General features: G+C 65.6%; 22 protein-coding genes. 15 read left to right on the top strand and 7 right to left on the bottom strand.

Annotated features, from left to right (window positions below):
* Window positions 1–218 precede the first annotated feature (218 nt).
* The 7 genes from dcuC to DB032_RS14295 form a co-directional block, all read right to left on the bottom strand.
* Complete coding sequence (gene dcuC / locus DB032_RS14325) at window positions 219–1568, bottom strand: anaerobic C4-dicarboxylate transporter DcuC (protein ID WP_107800077.1); 1350 nt, start codon at window positions 1566–1568, stop codon at window positions 219–221.
* A gap of 177 nt (window positions 1569–1745) precedes the next feature.
* Entirely contained in the window at window positions 1746–2267 is a 522-nt protein-coding gene (locus DB032_RS14320) for a DUF5610 domain-containing protein (protein WP_107800076.1), read from the bottom strand.
* 153 nt (window positions 2268–2420) lie between these two features.
* Window positions 2421–3059: a DUF5610 domain-containing protein gene (locus DB032_RS14315; RefSeq protein WP_107800075.1), complete on the bottom strand. Its 639-nt coding sequence runs from the start codon at window positions 3057–3059 to the stop codon at window positions 2421–2423.
* Between the two features lie 424 nt (window positions 3060–3483).
* Window positions 3484–4560: a glycerophosphodiester phosphodiesterase gene (gene glpQ, locus DB032_RS14310; protein ID WP_107800074.1), complete on the bottom strand. Its 1077-nt coding sequence runs from the start codon at window positions 4558–4560 to the stop codon at window positions 3484–3486.
* 269 nt (window positions 4561–4829) lie between these two features.
* Window positions 4830–5846 carry a Gfo/Idh/MocA family oxidoreductase gene (locus DB032_RS14305; protein ID WP_107800073.1) on the bottom strand — a complete coding sequence of 339 codons (1017 nt, stop codon included), beginning with the start codon at window positions 5844–5846 and terminating at the stop codon, window positions 4830–4832.
* Window positions 5847–6007: 161 nt separating this feature from the next.
* On the bottom strand, window positions 6008–7006 hold the full coding sequence (gene iolG / locus DB032_RS14300) for an inositol 2-dehydrogenase (RefSeq protein ID WP_199225907.1): 999 nt from the start codon (window positions 7004–7006) through the stop codon (window positions 6008–6010).
* Entirely contained in the window at window positions 6996–7862 is an 867-nt protein-coding gene (locus DB032_RS14295) for a MurR/RpiR family transcriptional regulator (RefSeq protein WP_107800072.1), read from the bottom strand. Before DB032_RS14295 ends, iolG begins: the two co-directional genes overlap by 11 nt.
* 205 nt (window positions 7863–8067) lie before the next feature.
* Between DB032_RS14295 and DB032_RS14290 the strand changes: the two genes are divergently transcribed.
* The 15 genes from DB032_RS14290 to DB032_RS24170 all read left to right on the top strand — a co-directional run.
* Entirely contained in the window at window positions 8068–9111 is a 1044-nt protein-coding gene (locus tag DB032_RS14290; RefSeq protein ID WP_107800071.1) for a sugar ABC transporter substrate-binding protein, read from the top strand.
* Between the two features lie 63 nt (window positions 9112–9174).
* The gene (locus DB032_RS14285; protein WP_082150805.1) at window positions 9175–10320 is read left to right on the top strand and encodes an ABC transporter permease; all 1146 of its coding nucleotides are present in this window, start codon (window positions 9175–9177) and stop codon (window positions 10318–10320) included.
* Window positions 10317–10466, top strand: a complete 150-nt coding sequence (locus tag DB032_RS24175; protein ID WP_158274310.1) for a hypothetical protein — start codon at window positions 10317–10319, stop codon at window positions 10464–10466. Before DB032_RS14285 ends, DB032_RS24175 begins: the two co-directional genes overlap by 4 nt.
* Window positions 10453–11247, top strand: coding sequence for an ATP-binding cassette domain-containing protein (locus DB032_RS14280; protein WP_107800070.1), 795 nt, complete (start codon window positions 10453–10455; stop codon window positions 11245–11247). Before DB032_RS24175 ends, DB032_RS14280 begins: the two co-directional genes overlap by 14 nt.
* Before the next feature lie 329 nt (window positions 11248–11576).
* Window positions 11577–13538 (top strand): 5-dehydro-2-deoxygluconokinase, encoded by a 1962-nt coding sequence (gene iolC, locus DB032_RS14275; protein WP_107800069.1) that lies wholly within the window; start codon window positions 11577–11579, stop codon window positions 13536–13538.
* A gap of 290 nt (window positions 13539–13828) precedes the next feature.
* Window positions 13829–15688, top strand: a complete 1860-nt coding sequence (gene iolD, locus DB032_RS14270) for a 3D-(3,5/4)-trihydroxycyclohexane-1,2-dione acylhydrolase (decyclizing) (RefSeq protein WP_199225906.1) — start codon at window positions 13829–13831, stop codon at window positions 15686–15688.
* 385 nt (window positions 15689–16073) lie between these two features.
* Complete coding sequence (gene iolE / locus DB032_RS14265) at window positions 16074–16994, top strand: myo-inosose-2 dehydratase (protein WP_107800067.1); 921 nt, start codon at window positions 16074–16076, stop codon at window positions 16992–16994.
* A complete protein-coding gene (gene iolB / locus DB032_RS14260; protein WP_107800066.1) occupies window positions 16991–17800 on the top strand; it encodes a 5-deoxy-glucuronate isomerase in 810 nt (269 codons plus the stop codon). Before iolE ends, iolB begins: the two co-directional genes overlap by 4 nt.
* Before the next feature lie 558 nt (window positions 17801–18358).
* A complete protein-coding gene (locus DB032_RS14255; RefSeq protein WP_107800065.1) occupies window positions 18359–19210 on the top strand; it encodes a hypothetical protein in 852 nt (283 codons plus the stop codon).
* Window positions 19207–20271 carry a hypothetical protein gene (locus tag DB032_RS14250; RefSeq protein ID WP_107800064.1) on the top strand — a complete coding sequence of 355 codons (1065 nt, stop codon included), beginning with the start codon at window positions 19207–19209 and terminating at the stop codon, window positions 20269–20271. Before DB032_RS14255 ends, DB032_RS14250 begins: the two co-directional genes overlap by 4 nt.
* A gap of 210 nt (window positions 20272–20481) precedes the next feature.
* Window positions 20482–21777 (top strand): aminopeptidase P N-terminal domain-containing protein, encoded by a 1296-nt coding sequence (locus tag DB032_RS14245; protein WP_107800063.1) that lies wholly within the window; start codon window positions 20482–20484, stop codon window positions 21775–21777.
* A 40-nt stretch (window positions 21778–21817) separates the two neighbouring features.
* Window positions 21818–22981: an FAD-dependent oxidoreductase gene (locus tag DB032_RS14240; RefSeq protein ID WP_107800062.1), complete on the top strand. Its 1164-nt coding sequence runs from the start codon at window positions 21818–21820 to the stop codon at window positions 22979–22981.
* Between the two features lie 11 nt (window positions 22982–22992).
* Window positions 22993–24144 (top strand): UbiH/UbiF family hydroxylase, encoded by a 1152-nt coding sequence (locus DB032_RS14235; protein WP_227104223.1) that lies wholly within the window; start codon window positions 22993–22995, stop codon window positions 24142–24144.
* Between the two features lie 24 nt (window positions 24145–24168).
* Complete coding sequence (locus tag DB032_RS14230; protein WP_107800060.1) at window positions 24169–24903, top strand: thioredoxin fold domain-containing protein; 735 nt, start codon at window positions 24169–24171, stop codon at window positions 24901–24903.
* 74 nt (window positions 24904–24977) lie between these two features.
* The coding region (locus DB032_RS24170; RefSeq protein WP_158274309.1) for a hypothetical protein at window positions 24978–25244 on the top strand (267 nt) is incomplete at its 3' end.

Genomic DNA, 25244 nt, shown 5'->3' with positions numbered 1-25244 from the left:
GAACCGGGTTTGGCGGCGCTTCTAACGCCTTATTGCTGAAGCGCAGCAGATCGGAAACGGGTTCTCAGAGCCTGTTCAAAGTCTCGCGAGCTAGGGCGAGACAAGGCGTTGCGGCTAAGGAAGCGGAATGTACATACGGTACATGAGCATTTCGGAGCTGTTTTCAACGCGCTTCTTATATCCATCCTGCCGACGCGCAGCAGACATTGAACGGGTTCTCAGGCCGGCACCAGCGCCAGCGTGCCCAGCACCACAATCACCAGGCCGACGATCACCGGCACCGAGGTGCGCTTGACGATCTCGAACGGCGACACCTGACCCATGCCGGCGCAGGCCACCACCACGCCGGACACCGGCGACACGGTGCGGCCCAGATTGGACGCCTGCAGCATGGGGATGGCGAGGAAGGCCGGGTTGATGCCGGCTTCGGCCGCCAGTTTGGGGATCAGTTCCACGAAGGCGTAGAAGGGCGCGTTGCCGGAGCCGGTGGTCAGCGCCGCCAGCGTGGTGATCGCCACCAACACCAGCATCAAGACCATGGCGCCGGAGCCGAAGGACTGCGCCAGGCCGATCAACTGATTGATGAAGCCCAGCGCGGACAGGCCGTGGGCGAACACGCCGGCGGCCACGATCAGCATCACCACGCTGCTGAAGGCGTCGCCCATGCCCTTGTAAGCCACTTCCAGGCCGGCGAACACCGGCGCGGCGCGGCGATGGCGCAGGAATTCCACCAGCGCGGCCAGCGCGATGCACAGGATCAGCACGGTGACGATGTGCAGCTCCGGCGCCAGCTTGCCGTTGAACACCAGCACGCCGGCAATGGGCGTGAACGGCAGCAGGCAGTACAGCGCCGGCGCGTCGGTGACGATCTCGTGCACGTCCTGGCGCGTCAGCGGCAGGTTTTCCTTGCGGTCCAGATAGCGTTGCCAGAAGAAGTGGGCGCAGCCTATGCCGGCGATGGCCAGCAGCGAGATGGGCAGCGTGGTCTTGAAGGCGAAATCGATCAAGGGCATGCCCGAGGCCTGGGCGGCGATCACCACGTCGCCGGAGGTGGGCGACAGGATCAGCGCCGCCGGCGACGCGCAGATGGCCGCCGCCGCGCCGCGGCTGATGCCCATGTTCACCATCAGCGGGAACAAGGTGGCCATCAGCAACACGCCCAGGCCGGTGGCGGACGACACCGCCAGCGACAGCAGGCAGGCGACGAAGTAGGCCGCCACCATCAGCACGTACGGCGACTTGATGCGGCTGAGCGGCTTGGAGGCCAGCTTGACCACCATGTCGTTGGCGCCGATATGGGTCATGTAGCCGGCGAAGCCGCACAGCGCCATCACCATCAGGCCCAGGTCCGCGGCGCGGCTGCTGAGCAGGGATTTGACGAACTCGGCGATGTCCGTGGCGGCGTGGCCGGTGGCGGCCACGTTTTTGGGCAGCACCGGCATGCCTTGCAAGGCGGTGGCGATCAACAGTGCCAGACCGCCCAGCATCAGCACGCCGGTGGCGGAGTAGCCTTTGAAGATAGCCCGGCCCACCAGCAGCGTGACTATCGTGCCTATCAGTAATTCCATATCCAGCTCAATGTAAATAACAAAATTATAATTTACTAAAAAATACGAATGAGCATATTTCTAGATGAATCAAAATTGATATGGGGCAAGAACGCGGCGCTCGGCCGCGCTTAGGGAGGGCAGGGAGAGAGGGACAGGCGCCTGAAGCGCGTTCCGCGCTAGAGCCGGAATCGTTGCCTAGACCGGCGGCTGGCCGAAGTTGATCAGCGCCACCGTCACTTGCTCCTTGGCCGAGACCAGATCGTGGTAGGCGAGGTGCAGCATATTCATGTTTTCCAGCACCTGGTGGGTTTCATTGAAGCCGCAGTCCAGGCTCTGCCGCGCGACGGCCAGGAAGATGAACAGCTGCTGCATCGGCGATTGCTTGGGGTGTTGCTGCCGGTAGAGGGCGTACAGCTGGTAGAAGTCGCGGACGATCCGTTCCGCCGCGTAGCCGGGATTGTGTTCCAGGCCCAGGCCGCTCAGCAGGTCCTTGCCCATCAGCGGCAGATCCAGCGCGCAGCTGAGCGGGTCCATCACCGCGTGGTGAAATAAATCCAGGAATTGCTTGTCGGCGGAAAAGCGGCTGTCGGCGCCGGGCTTGGCCGCGGCGGCGGCGGGCTCGCGCTGGCGGCCGTGTTTGCCGCCATGCTCTTGTTGCGAGAGCTGGTGTCCGGCGGCGCGGCCGGCATGGGTCAGGGTAATGGGCAGGATGGGCATGACGGTCTCCTTGCGAGCATGCCGCCGGTCTGGCTGGCGGCGTTCGGTCGGAAACGCGGTGCGGATCTGTTTCGCTTCCCCGGCCATGACCTATTTTCGGCATGGTCGGGGAAAACTTTATTTTTAATTTAACGCTGCATTCAGTTTTAACCGTCAGCTTGTTGCCGCGGCGGCGTCGCTCTGGGTCTTGGGCTTCATGCTGGCGACGAAGTCGTCAAAGCCCTTGTTGACCAGATCGCGGGTTTTCTTGATCTCGTCGGCGATATTGCCGTTGAACACCTTGAGGCCGTTGAGGACGTCCACGGCCTCGGCATAGCCTTTCTCGAAGCCGCCGCGCACGATGTCGACAAAGTTCTTGGCCTGCTCTTCCTGGCTCAGTTCCGGATGTTGCTTGGCGTAGGTGCTGAAGAAGCTGAGCGCGCCGGACAGGATGCGCTGGGACGTGCCTTCCGGCGAATTGTCCTCGCTCATCTTCTGTTGCAGGATGTTGGGCGTTTGCTGCGCGCCCTGGGCGCTCTGGCCGTCGGACGCGGCCTGGGCGTCGCCGCCGCCGTTCAGCTGATCGGCCAGGATCTGGTTGATGCTGTCGATGGCGGTGCGGTAGAGCAGGGACAGCGATTTGCCGTCGGCGTTGGTGGAAACGTCCAGATTGGCCACCAGCCGCGCGTTCAATTGATTGCGCGCGGTGACGGTGCTGCTGACGTTCTGGCTGCTGCTGCTGGTCTGGCTCTGCTGGACGCTGGCGCTGAGCTGACTGCCGACGGACGGGTTGTTCACGGAATTGACGGACATAGTGCGCTCCTAAGCGGAAAGGGCGGTTGCGATCGACGGCCGGAAGCGGCGCGACGCCTTCATGCCCAAGGCGCTGTTGGTGTTGGTCGACCTGGTCTGAATCTGCTGTGTTGTTGGGGGCTTGCGCAGCGGGCGCAAGGACACCGAGGGCTGCCTTACCTCAGTATGGCCATATTTTCGGCCGGGCCCGCGGAAACTTGAGGCTTATTTCGGTGAGCGCGTGCATGCGGCAGGCAGAGCCCAGGCTGGCTTTGGGCCGGCCCGGCTCTGGCGTTGACAGCCGGCGGCCGCTGGCTTCGGAACACGCGTTTAGGGCCGCTAACAAAAGCTCGCAGAGAACCTGAGCCAAGGCGCGCCGACGCAGGCAGTACGAGTAGTACGACAAGGAGGCGCAACGCAGGATCAGGGGTTTTGTTAGCGGCTCTTAGCGGTGCTGTTTCTGGCGGCGCAGGAAGTCGACCGCCAGGTCCGGGAAGTCGCTGAAGGCGCCGTCCACCTGGGCGCGGTTGTACACCGCGTCCAGCAGTTGGTCCATATTCTTGGCGTAGGCCGGCAGCGCGTCCTTGCGCAGGGTGTAGGGGTGGATCACTAGGCCGTTGGCGTGCGCGGCGCGGCCCATGCCGGTGAGCTTGATCTTGCCCGGGGCGGAGGCCTTGTCTATCAGCATCGGGTATTGCGGGCCGATGCCGTCGGCGTACTTGGCGATTTCCTTCATGCCTTCCGGACGGAACATCCAGTCGTAGTTGTAGTTCACCCACTGACCGGCGGCGTTCTGTTCGAAAGTTTCCTGCCAGTCGGTGTAAGCGATCAGCTGCACCAGCTTGAGGTCCATGCCGGCCTTGGGCATCAGCTCGGTCTTGATGCGTTTCAGTTCGTTGAAGTCGAAGCACTGCAGGTAGACCTTGTCGTTCTTGCCGGTGTAGCCGTAGCGCTTGAGCACTTCCAGCGCCTTCACCGTGATGTCCTTGCCTTCCTGGCGATGGAACCACGGCGCCTTGATCTCCGGATAGATGCCGATATTGCGGCCGGTGGAGTGGTTCAGGCCCTGGATGAACTCGATTTCCTCTTCAAAAGTGTGGATGCGGAAATCGGACTTGCCCATGGGGAAGCGGCCGGGATAGCTCTGACGCTTGACGCCCTTGTCGATGTCGAAGCCTTCGGTGAAGCGCAGCGATTTGATTTCGGCCAGGGTGAAGTCGATCGCGTAATAGCGTCCGTCCTTGCGCGCGCGCTCGGGAAAGCGTTCGGCCACGTCGGTGACGCGGTCCAGGTAATGGTCGTGCAGCACGACCAGCCTGTCGTCCTTGGTCATCACCAGGTCCTGCTCCAGATAGTCGGCGCCCTGGGCGTAGGCCAGCGCCTTGGACGGCAGCGTGTGTTCCGGCAGGTAGCCGCTGGCGCCGCGGTGGGCGATGACGATTTTGTCCGCGGCCTGGGCGGACGCGGCCAGACCGATGGCCAGCGCGACGGCGGCGAGCAGGGGTTTGCAAGCGAATGACATGGCTTCTCCTTATATAGGGTGGTTCGCAATGGGCGTTGGCGCGACGCCATGATCGGATGCGCGGATGTCGGCGTGATGAAACCCGGCCAGTCCATCGTCATCGTCATGGTTTTGTTTTGGTGAAAAGGAGTAGGACGATAGGGTATCGCCGCGCCGGCGGCAAGCCCCCCGGCGCGGTAGTTTTGAAGGTGCTCACGCTCTTGCGGCGACCGCGAGGCAAGCGGTTTTCAACGCCGTATCGCCGACGCGCAGCAGATCGTAAACAGGTTCTACAACTCCACCGCCTGCCGGGTCCTCAAGGCCTCCGCGATGGCCAGGCCGATGCGGGTGGCTTCGCGGGCGTCGGCCAGGCTCAAGGCCAGCGGCAGGTCCAGGCGCGCGGCGTCGACGAAGTGCTGCAGCTCCAGCGTGAAGGCTTCGGCGAAGCGCTGATAGAAATCCGTCACGCATTCATTGCGCACGCCGTGGCGGTCGCTGATCTCCACCCGGTTGGCGCGCGGGTTGGCGCCCACGCTCAGCCGGCCCTGGGTGGCGAAAATCTCGGTCAGCGTCTCGTGGCCGTGGGCCTGAGTGCGCGAGGCGTAGAAGCAGGCCAGCTTGCCGTCCTCGAACTCGCACATCGCCACGCCGTTGTCCACGTCGCCGTATTGCGCCAGCGCGCCGTGCACCGCGTTGACGCCGCTGGCCCATACCCGCAACGGACGCGGCGCGCCCAGCAGCCAGCGCGCCAGATCGATGTCGTGGATGCTGCAATCCATGAAGATGCCGCCGCTGGCGGGGGCGAATTGCACGAAGAAGCCGCTGTCGTCGTTGAGATCGCAGGTTTGCGAGCGCACCAGATAGGGCCGGCCCACCAGGCCCTGCGCCAGCTTGGCGGCGGCGTCCTGGTAGCTGGGGTCGAAGCGGCGCACGAAACCCACCATGGCCTTGAGCTCCGGGTGGCGGGCGGCGGCGCGCTCCACTCGCAGGCAGTCCTCCAGATTCAGCGCCAGAGGCTTTTCGCAGAACACGTGTTTGCCCGCGTCCAGGCAGGCGATGATCTGCTCGGCGTGCAGCGCGGTGGGGGTGGCCAGCAAGACCGCGTCCAGCCCCGGTTCGGCCAGCAGTTCGTCCAGCGCGGCGTGGCCGGCGGCGTCGGGCAGTTCCCGGCGCGCCCAGTCCAGTTCTTCCGGCAGCGGCGAGCAGACGGCGATCACGCGCGCGCCGACGATGCGCTCGCGCAGATTGAGCGCGTGGCGGCGGCCCAGCCGGCCCAGGCCGGCGACGCCGAGGTTTAATGTAGACATGACAAGCCTCCCTGTTGAGTTGGAACCTGTTCACGATCTGCTGCGCTGCGGCGATACCGCGTTGAAAACCGCTTCGAAATGCTGATGTACCATTTGTACATTCCGCTTTCTCAGCCGCAACGCCTTGTCTCGCTCTTGCTCGCGAGATTGTGAACAGGCTCTTAGACCTGATCCAATTCGACGACCTGACCCGAGCGCCAGGAGCGGGTGGCGGCGTCGGCCAGTTCCAGCGCGCGCACGCCGTCTGCCACCGTGGTGCGCGGCGCGGCGCCGTCGCGGATCACCTCCAGGTAGTGCGCCATCTCGGCGGCGTAGGCCTGGCGGTAGCGCTCCAGGAAGAAGGGCTCCGGCAAGTCGGCGGCCACGGCGCGCTCGCCGTAGGCGATCACCTCGGTGGGCCGGTGGTTGCCGGCCTGCAGCATGCCGCGGCTGCCCAGCACTTCGAAGCGCTGGTCATAGCCGTAGGCGGCGCGGCGGCTGGTGTTGATCTGGCACAGCCGGCCCTGGCGGGTGCGCAGCGTCACCGCCGCGCTGTCGGCGTCGCCGGCGGCGGCGATGGTCGGGTCGCTCAGCGCGCTGGCGCTGGCGTGCACGCTGAGGACTTCGTCGTCCAGAATCCAGCGGCAGATGTCGAAGTCGTGGATCAGCATGTCCTTGAAGATGCCGCCGGAGCGGCGGATATAGTCCAGCGGCGGCGCGCCGGGGTCGCGGCTGGTGACGATCAGCATTTCCGGCGCGCCGATCTCGCCGGCGGCCAGCCTGGCCTTGAGCGCGGCGAAGGTGGGGTCGTAGCGGCGCTGGAAGCCGATCAGGCAGGGCACGCCGGCCGCGGCCACCGCCTGGGCGCACTGGCGCGCGCGCTCCAGCTCCAGGTCCACCGGTTTTTCGCAGAAGATGGCCTTGCCGCGCGCGGCGGCGGCCAGGATCAGCTCGGCGTGGGTGTCGGTGCTGGCGGCGATGATGACGGCGCGCACCGCGGGATCGTCCAGCGCTTGTTCCGCGGCGCAGGCCTCTGCGCCGTGGGCGGCGGCCAGCTCCCGCGCCGCCGGCGCGTGACTGTCCACCACGTATTTGAGCCGCATGCCCGGCAGGCGGGCTAGGTTGGCGGCGTGGATCTTGCCGATGCGGCCGGCTCCGAACAGCGCTGCGTCAATCATCATATCCTCCAGTCTCCTTGGTTTCTTCTATGTTCAGCTCCAGCCGGCAGGCCAGCGCGATGAACAGCGCCTGGCACAGGCAGATGGTGCTGGTCAGCGAACGGAAGGAGAAGGCCGAGCCTTCCCTGACCGTCAATACCGCGTCGGCCCCGCGCGCCAGCGGGCTGAGCTGGCTGTCGGTGATCACCAATTGCCGGGCCTTGTGCTGCGCCGCCACCCGCGCGCAATAGCGGCTTTCCTTGCCGTAGGGCTGGAAGCTGATGGCGATCAGCACGTCTTGTTCGCCAATGCTGCGGATTTGCTGCGGAAACATGCCGCCCAGGCCGGACAGCAGATGCACTTTCTTGGCGGTGTGCTGCAAGGCGTAGGCGATGTAGGAGGCGATGGGAAACATGCGCCGCACCCCGGTCACGTAGATGTTGTCGGCGTTCAGCAGCAGTTCCACCGCCGCCTCCAGCTGCGCCTCGTCCAGCGCGGCGTCCAGCTCTTGCAGGCCTTGCTGGCAGGCGGAGATGAAGTCCCGGGTCATGCCGGCGGCGGAGCGCTGCTCGTCGCGGCTGGCGATCAGGCTCTGGATGCGCTGGCGGTAATTGGGCTGCGGCGCGCCCTGTGGCGTAAATGCGTCACGGAACACGGCCTGCATATCGGAAAAGCCGGCAAAGCCGAAGCGCTGGGCGAAGCGGACGATGGCCGAAGGCTGCACCTCGCAAGCCTGGGCGATGTCGGTAATGCGTTGCAGCATCAGCGTGCCCCGGTGCTGCTCCACGTAGCCGGCAATCACTTTCAGCTGCTTGCTCAGCGTGTCGTATTCGGCGGCGATGCGCTGCATCAATTCCTCGGCGGGGACGGTGTTGGCCATGGGCGGGCTTTCCTAAGGTTTTGACCAGTATACGTTTTGTCCTTGTGTTCGAAAATAATTTTCTATTGAAAAACATATTTGGAAAATTATTTGCAGAATAGAGCGAAAGCTCTTAAGGTGATTTCACGCCCGACGCCAGACAGCGGCCGCGGCCGACACCATAGCGGGCCCCACGATGGGCCGGCGGAGAAGAAGGAGGAGAGAGATGCAGCAGCGATCCTGGAAGTGTAAGTGGAGGCGGGCACTGCCCGCGGCGGCGCTGGCGCTCTGCGCGCTGGCCCAGCCGGCCTTGGCGGCCGACGCCCGTTTTGTGCTGGTCAGCCACGCGCCGGATTCCGACGCCTGGTGGAACACCATCAAGAACGCGATCAAGCAGGCCGGCGAGGATTTCAACGTGCAGGTGGATTACCGCAATCCGCCCAATGGCGACCTGGCCGACATGGCGCGCTTGATCGAACAGGCGGCGGCGCGCAATTACGACGGCGTGATCGCCAGCATCGCCGATTACGATGTGCTGAAGCGGCCGCTGGGCCAGGTGGTGGCCAAGAAGATTCCGCTGGTCACCATCAATTCCGGCACCGTCAAGCAAAGCGAAAGCCTGGGCGCCTTGCTGCACGTAGGCCAGCCGGAATACGACGCCGGCTTCGATTCCGGCAAGCAGGCCAAGGCCGCCGGGATCAAGACCTTTCTCTGCGTCAACCACTACGCCACCAATCCGGCCTCCTTCGAGCGCTGCAAGGGCTTCGCCGACGCCATCGGCGCCGATGTGCGCAAATCCACGCTGGACGCCGGCGACGACCCCACCGGCATCGAAAGCAAGGTCAGCGCCTATCTGCGCAACAATCCCGGCACCCAGGCGCTGCTGACGCTGGGGCCGACCTCGGCCAGCCCGGCGATCAAGGCGGTGAAGAAGATGGGCCTGGCCGGCAAGCTCTACTTCGCCACCTTCGATCTGTCCGAGGACATTTCCAAGGCGATCAAGGACGGCACCATCAAGTTCGCCATCGACCAGCAACCCTATCTGCAGGGCTATATCCCGGTGGCGGCCTTGGCCATCATGAAACGCGACAAGACCGCGGACCCGGCCAAGGTGGAAGCGGCGCTCAAGGCCAATCCCAAATTCCAGGCCCGGCTGAAGGAGTACGGGCTGGTCCCCCTCTACAAGGGCCGCCACATCAACTCCGGCCCCGGCTTCGTCACCAAGGACAATATCGCCAAGGTGGAGAAGTACGCCGGGCAGTTCCGCTGACCGCCGTTTCCCGATGGATCTGACGCCCGGCGCCGCGACGGCTGCGGGGCGAGGAGCATAGCTATGAGCATGAGCAAGGCCAGCCCGGGCAAGGCCGCGGGCATCCGCATGGCGCCGCCCGGCGACGATGAAAGAGTGCGGCGGCTGTCGCTGTTCGACCGGCTGATGGGACGGCCGGAATTCGCCGCCGTGGCCGGCGCGGCGCTGGTGTTCGCGGTGTTCGGCGTCGGCGCCGGCGGTTCCGGCATGTTCGCCGTGGACGGCATCGTCAACTGGTCGCAGGTGGCGGCCTATCTCGGCATCATCGCCATCGGCGCCTGCCTGCTGATGATAGCCGGCGAGTTCGATCTGAGCCTGGGCTCGATGATAGGCTTCGCCGGCATGATGGTGGCGATCCCGCCGCTGTACTTCGGCTGGCCGTTCTGGCTGGCCGTCCTGTTCGCCTTCGCCGGTTCGCTGGCGGTGGGCTGGCTCAACGGCTATCTGGTGCTCAAGACCCGGTTGCCGTCCTTCATCGTCACCCTGGCTTTTCTGTTCATCCTGCGCGGCCTGACGCTGGCGCTGTCCATTCTGTTCGCCAACCGCACCATCGTCAGCGGCGTCGGCGATCTGGCGGCGGCGGACCCGCTGGCGCAATGGCTGTTCGTCGGCCATGTCGGCGCCGGCCTGTTCCACTGGCTGGCCGGCATCGGCGCCATCGCTTCCTTGCCGGACGGCGGCGCGGCGGCGGCCGGTGTGCCCAAGGTGCTGCTGTGGTGGCTGGCGCTGGCGGCGATCGCGGCCTTCGTGCTGGCGCGCACCCGGATCGGCAACTGGATCTTCGCCGCCGGCGGCGACGCCAACGCCGCCAAGAACGTGGGGGTGCCGGTCAAGCAGGTGAAGATAGGCCTGTTCATGTTCACCGCCTTCTGCGCCTGCCTGTTCGCGGTGCTGCAAGTGTGCGATGTGGGCTCCGCCGCCGCGGACCGCGGCCTGCAAAAGGAGTTCGAGGCCATCATCGCCGCGGTGATAGGCGGCTGTCTGCTCACCGGCGGCTACGGCTCGGTGGTGGGCGCCTGCTTTGGCGCGCTGATCTTCGGCGTGGTGCAGATCGGCATCACCTACACCAATATCAACTCGGACTGGTTCCGCGTCTTCCTCGGCCTGATGCTGCTGATGGCGGTGTTGTTCAATCACTATGTCCGACGCCGCGTGACGGAGGCCAAATGATGGTCACGACCGGCAAAATCCCTGCGGCCGCGTTGCGCCTCCTTGCCGTACTCGATGTACTGTCCGCGTCGGCGCGCCTTGCCGCGGCCGCTGCGCCGAACAATCCTGGCCGCGGGCCGCAAGGAGTCGAAGATGAAACCGTGTGACGACTACATCCTGGAGCTGGATCAGGTCAGCAAGACCTTCGGTTCGGTGATCGCCTTGCAGAAGGTGGATCTGCAACTGCGCCGCGGCGAGGTGCATTGTCTGCTGGGCGACAACGGCGCCGGCAAGTCCACGCTGATCAAGACCCTGGCCGGGGTGCACCGGCCCAGCGGCGGCGAATACCGGGTGGACGGACAGCCGGTGCGCTTCGACTCGCCGCGCCAGGCGCTGGACCAGGGCATCGCCACCGTTTACCAGGACCTGGCCCTGGTGCCGCTGATGTCGGTGGCGCGCAATTTCTTCCTGGGCCGCGAGCCGATGAAGAAATGGCTGGGTCTGCTGCCGGTGCTGGATCTGGAACTGGCCGGCGAGGTGGCGCACGACAAGCTGGCGGAAATGGGCATCCACATCCGCGACCCGCATCAGGCGATAGGCACCCTGTCCGGCGGCGAGAAGCAATGCCTGGCCATCGCTCGCGCCATTTACTTCGGCGCGCGGGTGCTGATCCTGGACGAGCCCACCGCCGCGCTGGGCGTCAAGCAGAGCGTCAATGTGCTCAAGCTGATTTCCAAGGCGCGCGACAAGGGCATCTCGGTGATCTTCATCACCCACAACGTCAACCACGCTTACCCGATAGGCGACCGCTTCACCCTGCTCAACCGCGGCCGCTCGCTCGGCACTTACGCCAAGGACGCGGTCAGCAAGGAGGAGGTGCTGGACATGATGGCCGGCGGCGCAGAAATGCAGAAACTGATGGCCGAGCTGGACGGCGTCCATATCTAACAACGGTATCGCCACGAAATCCAGGAAACCATTTTTAGCCACGGAAACACACGGAAGGACACGGAAAAAGACAGCGTGGATACAAACGTGGCTTGCGTGCTGTCTCGTGGGTTTCGTGGTTGGCGTTTTGGATTTTGAGCCACGGAAATACACGGAAGCACACGGAAAAAAGCGGAAAACGAATAGCGCCAACTAGGACCTCCAAGTTAAAGAACCCCCAAGGTTTTGTTGGGTTTGTCAGTGTATTTCCGTGTGTTTCCGTGGCTAAAAATGCCTGCTGATGTCTCTTTATGTATTCCGTGGCCAATCAAGCTTTCGAAGGAGGATGAATGCAAAACACCACCCGTTTCGCCAGCGGCCGCGACCGCGACCTGGTCTGCCTGGGCCGGCTGGCGGTGGACCTGTACGCGCAGCAGCTGGGCGCGCCGCTGGAAGACGCGGCCAGCTTCGCCAAATACCTGGGCGGCTCCTCCGCCAACATCGCCTTCGGCGCGGCCCGGCTGGGTTTGAAATCGGCGATGCTGTCCCGCGTCGGCGACGAACAGATGGGCCGCTTCCTGCTCAAGACCCTGAGCGCCGAAGGCTGCGACGTCAGCCAGGTGAGGGTGGATCCGGAGCGGCTGACCGCCCTGACCCTGCTGGGCATCAAGGACCGCGACACCTTCCCTCTGCTGTTCTACCGCGAAAACTGCGCCGACATGGCGCTCGGCGCCGAGGACATCGACGAGGATTTCATCGCCGGCAGCCAGGCCTTGCTGATCACCGGCACCCATCTGTCCCGGCCCGGGGTGGAGGCGGCCAGCCGCCGCGCGCTGCAATACGCGCGCCGCCACGACGCGCGCACGGTGCTGGACATCGACTACCGGCCGGTGCTGTGGGGCCTGGCCGGCCGCGGCGACGGCGAAACCCGCTACATCGCCAGCGAGGAGGTCAGCACTCATTTGCAGAGCCTGCTCCCCGAGTTCGACCTCATCGTCGGCACCGAGGAGGAGTTCCTGATCGCCGGCGGCGCGGCCGAGCTGATGCCGGCCTTGGCCCGGGTGCGCGCACTGAGCCGGGCGGTGCTGGTGGTCAAGTTGGGGCCCTTGGGCTGCGCGGTGATTCCCGACGCGGTGCCGGCGCGCATCGAGGACGCCTTCAGCGTGGCCGGCGCGCCAGTGGAGGTGATGAACGTGCTGGGCGCCGGCGACGCCTTCCTGGCCGGCTTCCTGTCCGCCTGGCTGCGCGGCGGCGACTACGCCGAATGCTGCCGCCGCGCCAACGCCTGCGGCGCGCTGGTGGTGTCGCGCCACGGCTGCGCGCCGGCGATGCCGACCCCGGCCGAACTGGAGCGCTTTCTCGCCGAGCCGATGCGGCGGCCGGGCGAGGACGCGGCCTTGAGCCGGCTGCATCGGGTCAGCGCGGCGCGGCCGCGCTGGGACGAATTGTGCGTGTTCGCCTTCGACCACCGCAGCCAGTTCTTTGAACTGGCGCGCGCGGCGGGCGCGGACGAGGCGCGGCTGCCGCGTTTGAAGCAACTGCTGGTGCAAGCGGTGGCCGACGTCGAGCAGCGGCTGGATCTGCACGGGCGGGTGGGGGTGTTGATCGACGAGCGCTACGGCGCCGACGCGCTGTCCGCCGCCACCGGCCGCGGCTGGTGGGTGGGCCGGCCGGTGGAGCTGCCCGGCTCCCATCCGCTGGTGTTTGAGCAAGGCCGCGCGATGGCCGGCGCCTTGAACGCCTGGCCGCGCGAGCAGGCGATCAAATGCCTGGTCCAGTACCACCCGGACGATGAGCTGGACAACCGGCTGGAGCAGGAGGCGCAGGTCCGCGCGCTCTATGACGCCGCCCAGGCCAGCGGCCACGAATTGCTGCTGGAAATCATCCCGTCCAAGGATTTGCCGCGCGCCGACGACACCGTCTACCGCGCGCTCAAGCGCCTGTACAACCTGGGCGTTTATCCAGACTGGTGGAAACTGGAGCCGCCCGCCGCCGCGCAATGGCCGGCTCTGGACGCACTGATCGCCGAGCGCGATCCCTATTGCCGCGGCGTGGTGCTGCTGGGGCTGAACGCGCCCTTGGACGCGCTGCGCCAGGGCTTCGCCGCCGCGCGCGCCAGCCGCAGCTGCCGCGGCTTCATGGTGGGTCGCAGCCTGTTCCAGCGGCCGGCGGAACGCTGGCTGGCCGGCGAGATCGACGACGCCGGCCTGGTGGCCGAGGCCGGCGCGCGCTTCGCCGAGCTGGTGGCGGTGTGGCGCGAGGAGAGGGCGTTGGCGCTTGAGTCACAACATCCACGGAAAAACGCCGACTAATTCTTGCCACGGAAACACACGGAAGGACACGGAAAAAGACAGCGTAGATACAAAGGTGGCTTGCGTGCTGTTTCGTGGGTTTCGCGGTTGGCGTTTTGGGTTTTGAGCCACGGAAACACAAGGAAGAACGCCGTGTTTGACCCGATTTTTGTCATGCAGCTCAGGGAGTGACACAAATGCAGTCATCGTTTTTGGCATTGTCGGTGTGCTTCCGTGTGTTTCCGTGGCTAATAAATGGTTTCGTGGGTTCCGTGGCAAGAAAAGCCGCGCTGATTTTATAAGGAATGAGCATGAGCACGATCCGTTTGACTATGGCCCAGGCGCTGGTGCGCTACCTGGCCGCGCAGCGGGTGGAACTGGACGGCGAGGAGGTGCCGCTGTTCGCCGGTGTGTGGGCCATCTTCGGCCACGGCAATGTCGCCGGTCTGGGCGAGGCGCTGCAGCAGGCCGGCGACAGCCTGCCCACTTGGCGCGCCCACAATGAGCAGGGCATGGCCCACGCCGCCATCGCCTACGCCAAAGCCCATTTCCGCCGCCGGATGATGGCGGTGAGCAGCTCCATCGGCCCCGGCGCCACCAATCTGGTCACCGCCGCGGCGCTGGCCCACGTTAACCGGCTGCCCTTGCTGCTCTTGCCCGGCGACGTGTTCGTGTCGCGCGCGCCGGACCCGGTGCTGCAGCAACTGGAAGCGCCGCAGGACGGCACGCTGTCGGTCAACGACTGCCTGCGGCCGGTGTCGCGCTATTTCGACCGCATCGTCCACCCGGCGCAGCTGCTCACGGCCTTGCCGCGCGCGCTGGCGGTGCTGACCGATCCGGCGCAATGCGGGCCGGCCACGCTGGCGCTGCCGCAGGACGTGCAGACCATGGCCTGGGATTATCCGGCCGACTGGTTCCGGCCGCGGCTGTGGCGCATCGCCGCGCCGCCGCCGGAACCGGACGCGCTGGAGCGGGCGGCGCGGGCGCTGGCCGCCGCGCGGCGGCCGCTGATCGTGGCCGGCGGCGGCGTGCTCTACAGCGCCGGCGGCGCGGCGGCCTTGCGCGCCTTCGCCGAGCGCCACGGCGCGCCGGTGGCCGAGACCCAGGCCGGCAAGAGCGCCTTGTCCTGGGACCACCCGCTGCAACTGGGCGCGATAGGCGTCACCGGCTCGCCGGCCGCCAACCGGCTGGCGGAACGGGCCGACCTGGTGCTGGCGCTGGGCAGCCGCTTGCAGGACTTCAGCACCGGCTCCGGGCAGCTGTTCCGCCAGGCGCGGTTGCTCAGCGTCAACGTCAATGCGCTGGACGGGATCAAGGCCGACGCCGTGGCCCTGAGCGGCGACGCCGCGCTATGCCTGGACGCGCTGTCGGCGCGGCTGGACGGCTGGAGCGCCGACGCCGGCTGGAGCGCCGAGGCGCGCGCGCTGGCCGAGGACTGGCGCGCGGAGACGGCGCGCGTCACCGGCCAGCGACAGCCTCACGGCCTGCCTTGTCTTCCTTATGAAGGCGAGGTGATCGGCGCGGTACAGCGCCACCCCGGCTCCGAGCGCGACGACATCGTGGTCTGCGCCGCCGGCACCCTGCCGGCCGAGCTGCACAAGCTGTGGCGCGCGGCGACGCCGGGCGGCTACCACCTGGAATACGGCTATTCCTGCATGGGCTATGAAATCGCCGGCGGCCTGGGCGTGAAGATGGCGCGGCCGGAGCGCGAAGTCATCGTGATGGTGGGCGACGGCAGCTATCTGATGATGAATAGCGAGTTGGCCACCTCGGTGATGCTGGACCGCAAACTGATCGTGGTGCTGCTGGACAACCGCGGCTACGGCTGCATCAACCGCTTGCAGCAGGCCTGCGGCGGCGCGCCGTTCAACAATTTGCTGGACGACTGCCGCCAGGGCCGCCACGGCGCGCCGCGGGTGGACTTCGCCGCCCATGCCCGCGCGCTGGGCGCCGAGGCCGAGCACGTGGCCGACATCGCCGGCCTGGAGGCGGCGCTGGTCCGCGCCCGCGCCGCGGAACGCAGCTATCTGATCGTGATCGACACCGACCCGGCGCGCACCACCGAGGCCGGCGGCTGCTGGTGGGAAGTGGCGGTGCCGGAGGTATCGGAACGGGCCGAGGTGCGCGCCGCGCGGCGTGAATATGAGGAGCGCCTGCGGGCCAGGGCTTAGCTTCTAGCCAGGAAAATCTTTTTTGCCACGGAAACACACGAAAGGACACGGAAAAAGACGACAGCATGGATACAAACGTAGCTTGTTTATCGTTTCCTGGGGTTCGTGGTCAGCGTTTTGGGGTTTTAGCCACGAAACCCATGGAAAACACGAAATCGTCAGTGCTGCGGTGTGCACCGTTTTAAATCCCCTTTACCACGGAAACACACAGAGTAAGCACATCGCGAATACAAACGTAGCCTGCGTGTCATTTCATGGACTTCGTGGCAAAAATACGCCTTTTTCCGTGTTCTTCCGTGTGTTTCCGTGGCTAAGTCGGTTTTTCCTTACTCTTGCTTTCATGTTTTTTCGTGGATTTCGTGGCGAGTTTTTGAATGAGGGCACTATGCAGACATTCGACGTGAAAATCGGCATCAATCCGATTTCCTGGAGCAATGACGACCTGCCGTCGCTGGGCGGCGAGATCTCGCTGGAACAGGCGCTGGCCGAAGGCGCGGCCATCGGCTACCGCGGTTTTGAGCTGGGCAATAAATTCCCGCGCCAGCCGGAAGCGCTGGCGGCGGCGCTGGCACCGCACGGCCTGCAATGCGTGTCCGGCTGGCATTCCGGCCGTCTGGCCGAGCGCGGCGCGGATGAGGAAATCGCCGCGGCGGAGCCGCATCTGCGGCTGTTGGCCGCCAGCGGCTGCCGGGTGATGGTCTACGGCGAAGTGGCCCAGGCGATACAGGGCCAGCCGCGGCCCTTGAGCCAGCGTCCGCGCTTTGGCTCGGAGCGGCAATGGCGCGATTACGGCGAGCGGCTGAACGCCTTCGGCCGCCATCTGCAAAGCCACGGCCTGACGCTGGCCTACCATCACCATATGGGCGCCTACGTCGAAACCCCGGACGATGTGGACGCGCTGATGGCGGTCACCGGCCCGGAAGTGGGCCTGCTGTTCGACAGCGGCCACATCGCCTTCGCCGGCGGCGAACCGCTGGCGGTGCTGCGCCGCCATATCGGCCGCGTGGTCCATGTCCATTGCAAGGATATCCGCCCGCAGGTGGCGCGGCTGGCGCGCAACCGCGGCTGGAGCTTTCTGGAGTCGGTGCTAAACGGCGTGTTCACCGTGCCCGGCGACGGCGTCATCGATTTCGAAGCCCTGCTGCGCATGCTGGCCGAGCACGGCTATCGCGGCTGGCTGGTGGTGGAGGCGGAGCAGGACCCGGTGGTGGCGCCCAGCTACCGCTACGCCGAGCTGGGCTTCCGCACCCTGGCCGGGCTGGTGGCCGCCATCCGCGCCGGCGCGCCGGAAAGGAGCTGCGCATGAATCAGCCTGATTTGCGCGTCAAGGCGACGGCCGGCCGCGTCGCCGCCGACATCACCCCGGCCTCCGCCGGCTGGCGCCATGTCGGTTTCCGCGCCTTGCGCCTGGCCGACGGCGAAGTCGAGGACTGGCTGCAAGCGGAGCGGGAATGCTGCGTGGTGGTGCTGGCCGGCGTCGTCGACCTCATCGCCGGCGAACAGCGCTGGCCGGGCGTGGGCGGCCGCGCCGATGTGTTCGACGGGCAAGCGCCGTGGGCGGCCTATATTCCCGCCGGCTGTGCGTTGCGCATCGTCGCCCGCGGCGCGGCCGAAGTGGCTTTGTGTTCGGCGCCGGGCCGGCCGCTGACCCGGCCGCCGCGGCTGATCCGGCCGCAAGACATGGCGCAGAGCGTGCGCGGGCAGGGGAGCAACACCCGCTACGTCACCGACATCCTGCCGCAGCAGGCGGAGGCGGACGGCCTGCTGGTGGTGGAAGTGCGCACCCCGTCCGGTCATTCGTCCAGCTATCCGCCGCACAAGCACGACCGCGACGCGCTGCCGGCGGAAAGCCAGCTGGAGGAAACCTATTACCACCGGGTGAGCCCGGCGCAGGGCTTCGTGTTCCAGCGCGTCTACACCGACGAGCGCGATCTGGACCAGTCGCACGCGGTGGAGGACGGCGACGTGATGCTGGTGCCGCGCGGCTATCATCCGGTGTGCGTGCCGCACGGCTATGAATCCTACTACCTCAACGTGATGGCCGGGCCGCGCCGCGAATGGCGCTTCCACAACGACCCGGCGCATGAGTGGCTGTTGTCTCCCGCCACTTGATAGCGTGTTGACGATCTCACACTTGCTCGCGGGATTTTGAACGGATTCTTGTTGGGTAGGCGTTTGCATGGCGGCGGGGTGCTCCCCGCCGTTTTTTTGGATGACCATGGCGAAAAGCATAAGCGGACAAGGCCCCGCCATGGCATGGCGGCGGTTTTGGGTCGCATTGCTCATGACATTTAGGATTAATCCTCTATTGCCGCTCTGTCTCTCAGCTTAAGGTATTCAACTTCTTCGCGTGTTCAGCCGGGGAAGTCGCCATGCCGCCACAATATCGCCATCAGATTACCATTCCCGCTTGCTGGGCGAGTCCATGTGCGCCGGCCGCGTTCAGCTCATTCCCCTTTCCTCGACAAAGTGCTGGACCTTTTTTGAACCGCAACCACGATCTTATTTGGTTCATCCTCTCCCTGCCCCAAGTTTCACAAATTCGCCTGCGAGAAACTGTATGCGGGTATGGGAGACAAGATCACAGAGCCGGAGCAATTCCAACGCTATTAACAGTCGCTAAGCCAAATCCCAACTCAAGATCGTGTTTGAGCCACAAGGAGAATAAGCATGGACTTCTGGATTACCGGCGAAGGCGTGACCCAGGCCGCCAGCTTGGCCAGCTATACCGCTATCTATTTTCCGCGCCAAATGAGCCGCGTCCGCCTCAAGCGCATTCCGTTTTGGGGCAAGGGCATCGCCCACAAAGGAGGGGCGCTTTGGGAGGGAGCACCCGGCCACTACTGGGTGGAAATTGACCACAACGATCCCAACACCAAGGAAAGCTATGGCTGGTATCCGGCGGAAAACATCAAAGGCATGGAAAGCAAGAAGGATCAGCTCAGCGCGATGTGGGATGTTGAGGGCTGCATCAATGGCGATTCGGGTGCAAGGCGTAGGGCAGATGAAGAAGGTCTGAATAAAAAGAAAAAGTATGATCTCCTGGCTGGTCGCGGCATCGGTCACAAGCCATACCCCTACGACCCGAACCACGGCAACCCGGACGCCCGCAGTGTCCAGCCGCTCTACCTGGGCTTGACCGACCAACGCTCAGAGGCGGAGGTGATAGACGAAATCCGCGCCTTCGCCGCCGCTTACGAGAAGCAATATGGCGGCCGCTGGAGCTATCGGCTGGACAGCTTCGGCGAAAACAATTGCCATACCTTCATTTGGCTCTTGCTGCACGACTGCCAACTGATTGATCTGGAATTACTCAACGCCGACATCGACCCCCACTTCGACAAGCTGCGCGGCCAGGTGCTAAAGGAGGCAGCCAAAGGCGCGGCCTATGGCGGGGCCGGTATCGCCGTGGCAGCCGTCACCAGCGCCGCGCGTCGGCTCATCAAGCCCGACTATGCCGACACATTGGCTGAGCGCACCGCGATGACGCGCGACGAATTAAAGCGACGGAACTGGTTATGAAAGTCTGGCAAAAAGCCTCATTGATCGGCGTGTTGCTGCTCATATTGCTGCTGCCTATGGCGCTGTTTATCTACCAAGTCCATCACACCCCGCTCGCCCAACGACTATTTAACTGGATACTCCCCATGAGCCTCAACTACACCACCGACCGCAATGGCGTGCGACTGCACGTCAATACCCCCTACTACGTGCGTGAAAGCCCTAGAACCTTTTCTACGGATTACTTCCTCGGAGAAGTTCTGAGTTTGGAGGCCACAGAACTCAAAGACGACTACACCCAGATTGCTATCAATCAAAGCCAAAAAATCGCTTATCGAAAGGGTAGCAGCTTTAAGCGCGAACCCTTCACTGGCCCCATCGACTATGAGCGCTTCGGCATCAAGGTCAACGGCATCTATTTCTTCGGCCTGGATGCGGATGGTCAGATCAACCGGCTGCTGACCATAGAGCAGGCGCTGTGGGAGCCGGTCTATATCAAGGCGGACATCTTTGTTGCCGAGGTCCGCTCTGCCGAGAAAGTGACCAGAACAGAGATGGGTTCTGTTCTATTCAGCTATTGGCCCGAAAATGGACCACCTAAAGAAATACGCGGCTTTTATGTCGAGTCCAACGGACGTAAGAAGTCCTGGCTAGTCCACTTTCCTGAACAAAATCGAAATAAAACTAATCACACGCGCTACTTCCAAGCCCAATCTACCCCCTTCACCGCCGACATCCCCCTCAAGATTCTCGGTATCAAAACCGATGGACGCTATCTACTCAGCGTCCTCCCCGACGGCAGCGCCGGCTTCCCCCGCCCGGAGCTCGATGCGCTGGAAGACCAACGCCACATCGAACTGTGGGTAGCCGATGGCCAGGTCTATCGAGCCACACAAACGACCTTTGTTGTTACCGGCGAACGCTGGACTTTCAACAATGACAAGGGGGAGTTCGATCGTCAGCATGGCTACGATATCGAGAATGGCCGCAAGGTGGAATGGCAGCAAAAGTTCGACCGAACCGTAGGCCAACGCGGCGGCGAATGGGTGCCTCCGAGGCCGCAAGATGAGCAAGAGAATTGAACATCGGGGAATCTTAAGCCGCTCTGCTGTTTGGTTCGAAGCGGAGAAGCGGTTTCGCGGCCCACATACTGCTTTCCAGCGAGCCACCGGCTTGGAGTGCTGAGTCGGGCATGGACCGGGCCTTGCCCGGCGGCGGGGCTTGGGTTGGCGCGGGCGGCGGTGTAAACTGCCGCTTTTACGACCGCGTCGGTCCCTTGCCTGGATTCCGCCATGCCCACGCCTCATGCCGCACGCCGCGCCCGCCTGCTGTCCGCCCTGGGCGACGCCGTCGCGGTGCTGCCCACCGCGCCGGAAGCGGTGCGCAACGCCGATAATTTCTATCCCTATCGCCCGGACAGCCATTTCCTGTACCTGACCGGTTTCGCCGAGCCGGAAGCGGTGTTGGTGCTGGACGGGCGCAGCGGCAAGTCCATCCTGTTCTGCCGCGACAAGAGTCCGGACATGGAAATCTGGGAAGGCTTCCGCCACGGGCCGCAGGCGGCGGCGGAGGCTTTCGGCTTCGACGAGGCTTATCCCGTCGCCGAGCTGGACGCGCGGATGCTGGAGCTGCTGTCCGGTTGCGGCCGGCTGTGCTGGAGTCTGGGCCGCGACGCCAAATTCGACGTGCGCGTCAACGGCTGGCTGGATAGCCTGCGCCAGCGCGCCTATCACGGCGCGCCGGCGCCCAGCTGCTACGGTGACGTGCACGCGCTGCTGGACGAGATGCGCCTGATCAAGGACGACAGCGAGATCGCGCTGCTGCGCCGCGCCGGCGAGATTTCCGCCGCCGGCCATGTGCAGGCGATGCGCGCCACCCGGCCCGGCCTGCATGAATATCAGATCGAGGCGGAAATCCTGCACGCCTTCGTCAGCCGCGGCGCGCGCCAGCCTTCCTACGAAAGCATCGTCGCCGGCGGCGCCCATGCCTGCACCCTGCATTACTGCGCCAATAACGGCTTGCTGCGCGACGGCGAGATGCTGTTGATCGACGCCGGCTGCGAGCTGGAAGGCTACGCCGGCGACATCACCCGCAGTTTCCCGATCAACGGCCGTTTCAGCGGCCCGCAGCGCGACGTCTACGAAGTGGTGCTGGCGGCGCAGGCGGCGGCCATCGCCGCCTTGGGGCCGAATGTGCCCTGGAACGCGTCCGGCGACTCCGCGCTGGCGGTGCTGGCCCAGGGCATGCTGGACCTGGGGCTGCTGCAAGGCAGCGTGGACGGGGTGATCGAATCCGGCGCCTACCGCCAGTTTTACATGCACGGCATCGGCCATCTGATCGGCCTGGACGTGCACGACGTGGGCGCGCGCAAGCGCAACGGCCTGTGGCGCGCTTACCAGCCCGGCATGTGCGTGACGGTGGAGCCGGGCTTGTACATCCGCCCGGCGGACGGAGTGCCGGCCGCGCTGCACCATATCGGCGTGCGCATCGAAGACGATGTGCTGATCACCGAGCAGGGCTGCGAGGTCTATACCGGCGGCGTGCCCAAGCGCATCGACGAGATCGAGGCGCTGATGAATCAGGATTGAATTCCGGAGCCTGTGTCCCGAGGAAACAGGAGGAAACAGAATGCAGCAACAGACAAATGAACATGCGGACGTGGTGATCATAGGCGGCGGCCCGGTGGGGGCGCTGGCCGCCTTGCGGCTGGCGCGCGCCGGCCGCGAGGTGACGCTGGTGGAGGCCCGCGGCCGCGACGAGGCGGTGCGCGACGCGCGCGCGCTGGCGCTGTCCTGGCACAGCCGCGAGCTGCTGCGCGAAGCCGGCGCCTGGCCGGAGGATTTACCGGCGTCCGTGATCGACAGCGTGCACGTGTCGCAGCAAGGCGCTTGCGGCCGCACCCTGTTGCAGGGCGAGGACGTGGGCCTGCCGCACCTGGGCGCGGTGGTGGATTATCCGGCGCTGGTGGCGGCGCTGGGCGGCGCGCTGGAGCGCGCCGGCGTGCGCGTGTTGTGGCGGCACCGGGTGCGGGCGGTCAAAAGCCTCAGCCATTACGCGGTGGCGACGGTGGAGTCGGACGCCGGCGAGAGCGTGTTGACCTGCCGGCTGGCGGTGATGGCCGAGGGCGGCGCATTGGCGGAAAGCCTGCCCGGCGTCAAGCGTCTGAGCCACGATTACCGCCAGTGCGCGGTGCTGGCCGAGGTGCGCACCGAATTGCCGCCCAAGGGCGTGGCCTATGAGCGCTTCGCCCATGACGGACCGCTGGCCCTGCTGCCGCACGGCGACGCTTATATGTTGGTGTGGACCCGCAGCGCGGAGGACGCCGCCCGCTTGCAGGCGGCCGACGACGCCGAGGTGGCCGCCGCCTTGCAGCAGGCTTTCGGCGAGCGGCAAGGCCGCATTCTGAGCGTGGGGCCGCGCGCGGCGTTTCCGCTGGCGTTGAAGCAGCTCAACCGCGTGGTCAGCGGCCGGGTGGCGATGATAGGCAACGCCGCGCAAACCATGCACCCGGTGGCGGCGCAGGGCCTGAATCTGGGCCTGCGCGACGCCGCCGGCCTCAGCGCGGCGCTGGCCGGCGCGTCCGATCCCGGCGACGCCGCCGCGCTGGCGGCCTACGCGGCGTCGCGGCGGGTGGACAGCCACGCGGTGGTGGGCTTCACCCACGGTTTGATCAAATTGTTCGACGGCCACCATCCGGTGGTCAGCGCGATGCGCAGTGTCGGCCTTAGCGCGCTGGACGCGCTGCCGCCGCTGCGGCGCAAGTTCGCCAGCCATTTGGTGTTCGGCGTCTGATGGGAGCGGATGTGAAAGCATTGCAGTACGACGTGATCGTGGTCGGCGGCGGCCTGGTGGGCGCCAGCCTGGCGCTGGCGCTGGACCGCGCCGGCAAGCGGGTGGCCTTGCTCGAAGGACGGCCGCCCGAGCTTCAGGACCTGGACCAGGGCTGGGACGCGCGCATCTACGCGGTGAGCCCGGCCAATCGCCGTTTCCTGGAGAGCCTGGACGCCTGGCCCGGCGCCGAGCGCCTGGGCGCGATCGAGGCTATGGACGTGCGCGGCGACGCCGGCGGCCGCATCGAGTTCGCCGCCAGCGACGCCGGCGAGCCGGCGCTGGCCTGGATCGCAGAGAACCGCTGGCTGCTGGCCGCCTTGTGGCGGCGGCTGGCGGCGTCCGGCGTGGATTGCCTGGCGGGCATCAAGCCGCAGGCGCTGCGCGCCGACGCGCTGGGCGCGGAGCTGACGCTGGAAGACGGCCGCCGCTTGAGCGCCGCCTTGCTGGCCGGCGCCGACGGCGCCAACTCCTGGGTGCGCGAGCAGGCCGGCTTGAACGCCAGCGTCAAACCCTACGGCCAGAGCGGGGTGGTGGCCAATTTCGACTGCGAACGCCCGCACGGCGGCGTGGCGCGGCAATGGTTCACCGGCGACAGCATCCTGGCCTGGCTGCCCATGGCCGGGAACCGAATTTCCATGGTGTGGTCAACTTCTGATCCCTCGCGCTTGCTGGAGCTGCCGCCGGAGCAACTGGCGGCGACGGTGGCGGCGGCCGGAGGACGGGAGCTGGGCGAGTTGACCTGCCTCACCCCCGCGGCGGCGTTTCCGCTGCGTTTGATCCAGCCGGAGCGGGTGGCGGCGGAACGCGTGGTCCTGGTGGGCGACGCGGCCCACACCGTGCATCCCCTGGCCGGCCAGGGGGTGAACCTGGGCTTCCAGGACGCGGCGCAATTGGCCGCGCTGTTGGCCGGCGAACGCGACGCCGGAGACTGGATGCTGCTGCGCCGTTACGAGCGCCGGCGGCGCGAAGCGGTGAAAACCATGCAATTGGGCTGCGACGGCTTGTTCCAGCTGTTTCACGCCCAAGGGCCGGGCCTGTCCTGGCTGCGCAACACCGGCTTGAACCTGACCAATTGCCTGAAGCCTTTGAAGCGGCAATTCGCTCGGCAGGCGATTGGTTACTGAACCTCCTTTCAAGGATAAAGATTGATGAAGAAGAACCTGAAGTCCCTGGCGCTGGGCGCCTCCCTGATGATGGCGCTGGCCGCTTGCTCGCAAGCCGCCGGCAGCGGCAACGCCGGTGACGTGAAGAAGGCGTTTGAAGGCCGTTTCCCCGGCAAGCCGGTCAAGGCGGTGAGCGCCACCCCGGTGAAAGGGATTTTCGAGGTGGTGGTGGACAATAAGCAGGTGGTGTACACCAACGCCGACGCCAGCTATCTGTTTGTCGGCGATCTGATCGACGCGGTGAAGAAGGAAAGCCTGACCGAGAAGAAAATGGCCGAGCTGAACAAGGTGGACTTCAAGTCGCTGCCGTTTGAATACGCGCTGAAGGAAGTGCGCGGCAAGGGCGAGCGCAAGCTGGCGGTGTTCTCCGATCCGGACTGCCCGTTCTGCAAGAAGCTGGAGCGCGAAGGCCTGAAGAACCTGGACAACGTGACCATCTACACCTTCCTCTACCCGCTGTCCCAGTTGCACCCGGACGCGATGCGCAAGTCCAAGCAGATCTGGTGCTCGCCCGACAAAGTGGCGGCCTGGTCCGGCTTCATGCGCGACGGCAAGCCGCTGACCGGTCCGGACAATTGCGACACTCCGCTGGAGAAGATTCAGCAGCTGGGCGAGAAGCTGGGCATCACCGGCACGCCGGGCCTGATCTTCGCCAACGGCCAGCTGGTGCCGGGCGCGATCGATGGCGACGATATCGAGAAGCTGCTCAACGCCAAGTGAGCGCATGAAGGCAGGCGCCGCTAAGCGGAATTCCACGGCCTGCCCCTGCGTCCGCGCGACGCCGGGGCAGGCCGTTGTCGCGCCTGGCGGACGGCGACGCCTGGCGGACGGCGATGACGGCGCGGCCGGGCCGGCGCTTGTCCGACGGCGACCGCCTGTTGCTGGGCCTGTCGCTGTCGCTGGCCTTGCACGGGTTGGCCTTGTTCGCGCCGTGGCCGGCCGGCGGCGCGCAGGGCGCGGTTTCCGGTCTGAACGTGCGTCTGTCCGCCGCGCCGCCGCCTGCCAGCGCGGCGCGGGACGCCGTCCGGCCCGCGGCTTCCGGCCTTGCCGCGGAGCCAGCC

The sequence above is a fragment of the Chromobacterium sp. Panama genome (assembly GCF_003052555.1).
In the GTDB taxonomy this organism is placed as follows: domain Bacteria; phylum Pseudomonadota; class Gammaproteobacteria; order Burkholderiales; family Chromobacteriaceae; genus Chromobacterium.
This window is presented reverse-complemented; position numbering and strand designations above follow the sequence as displayed.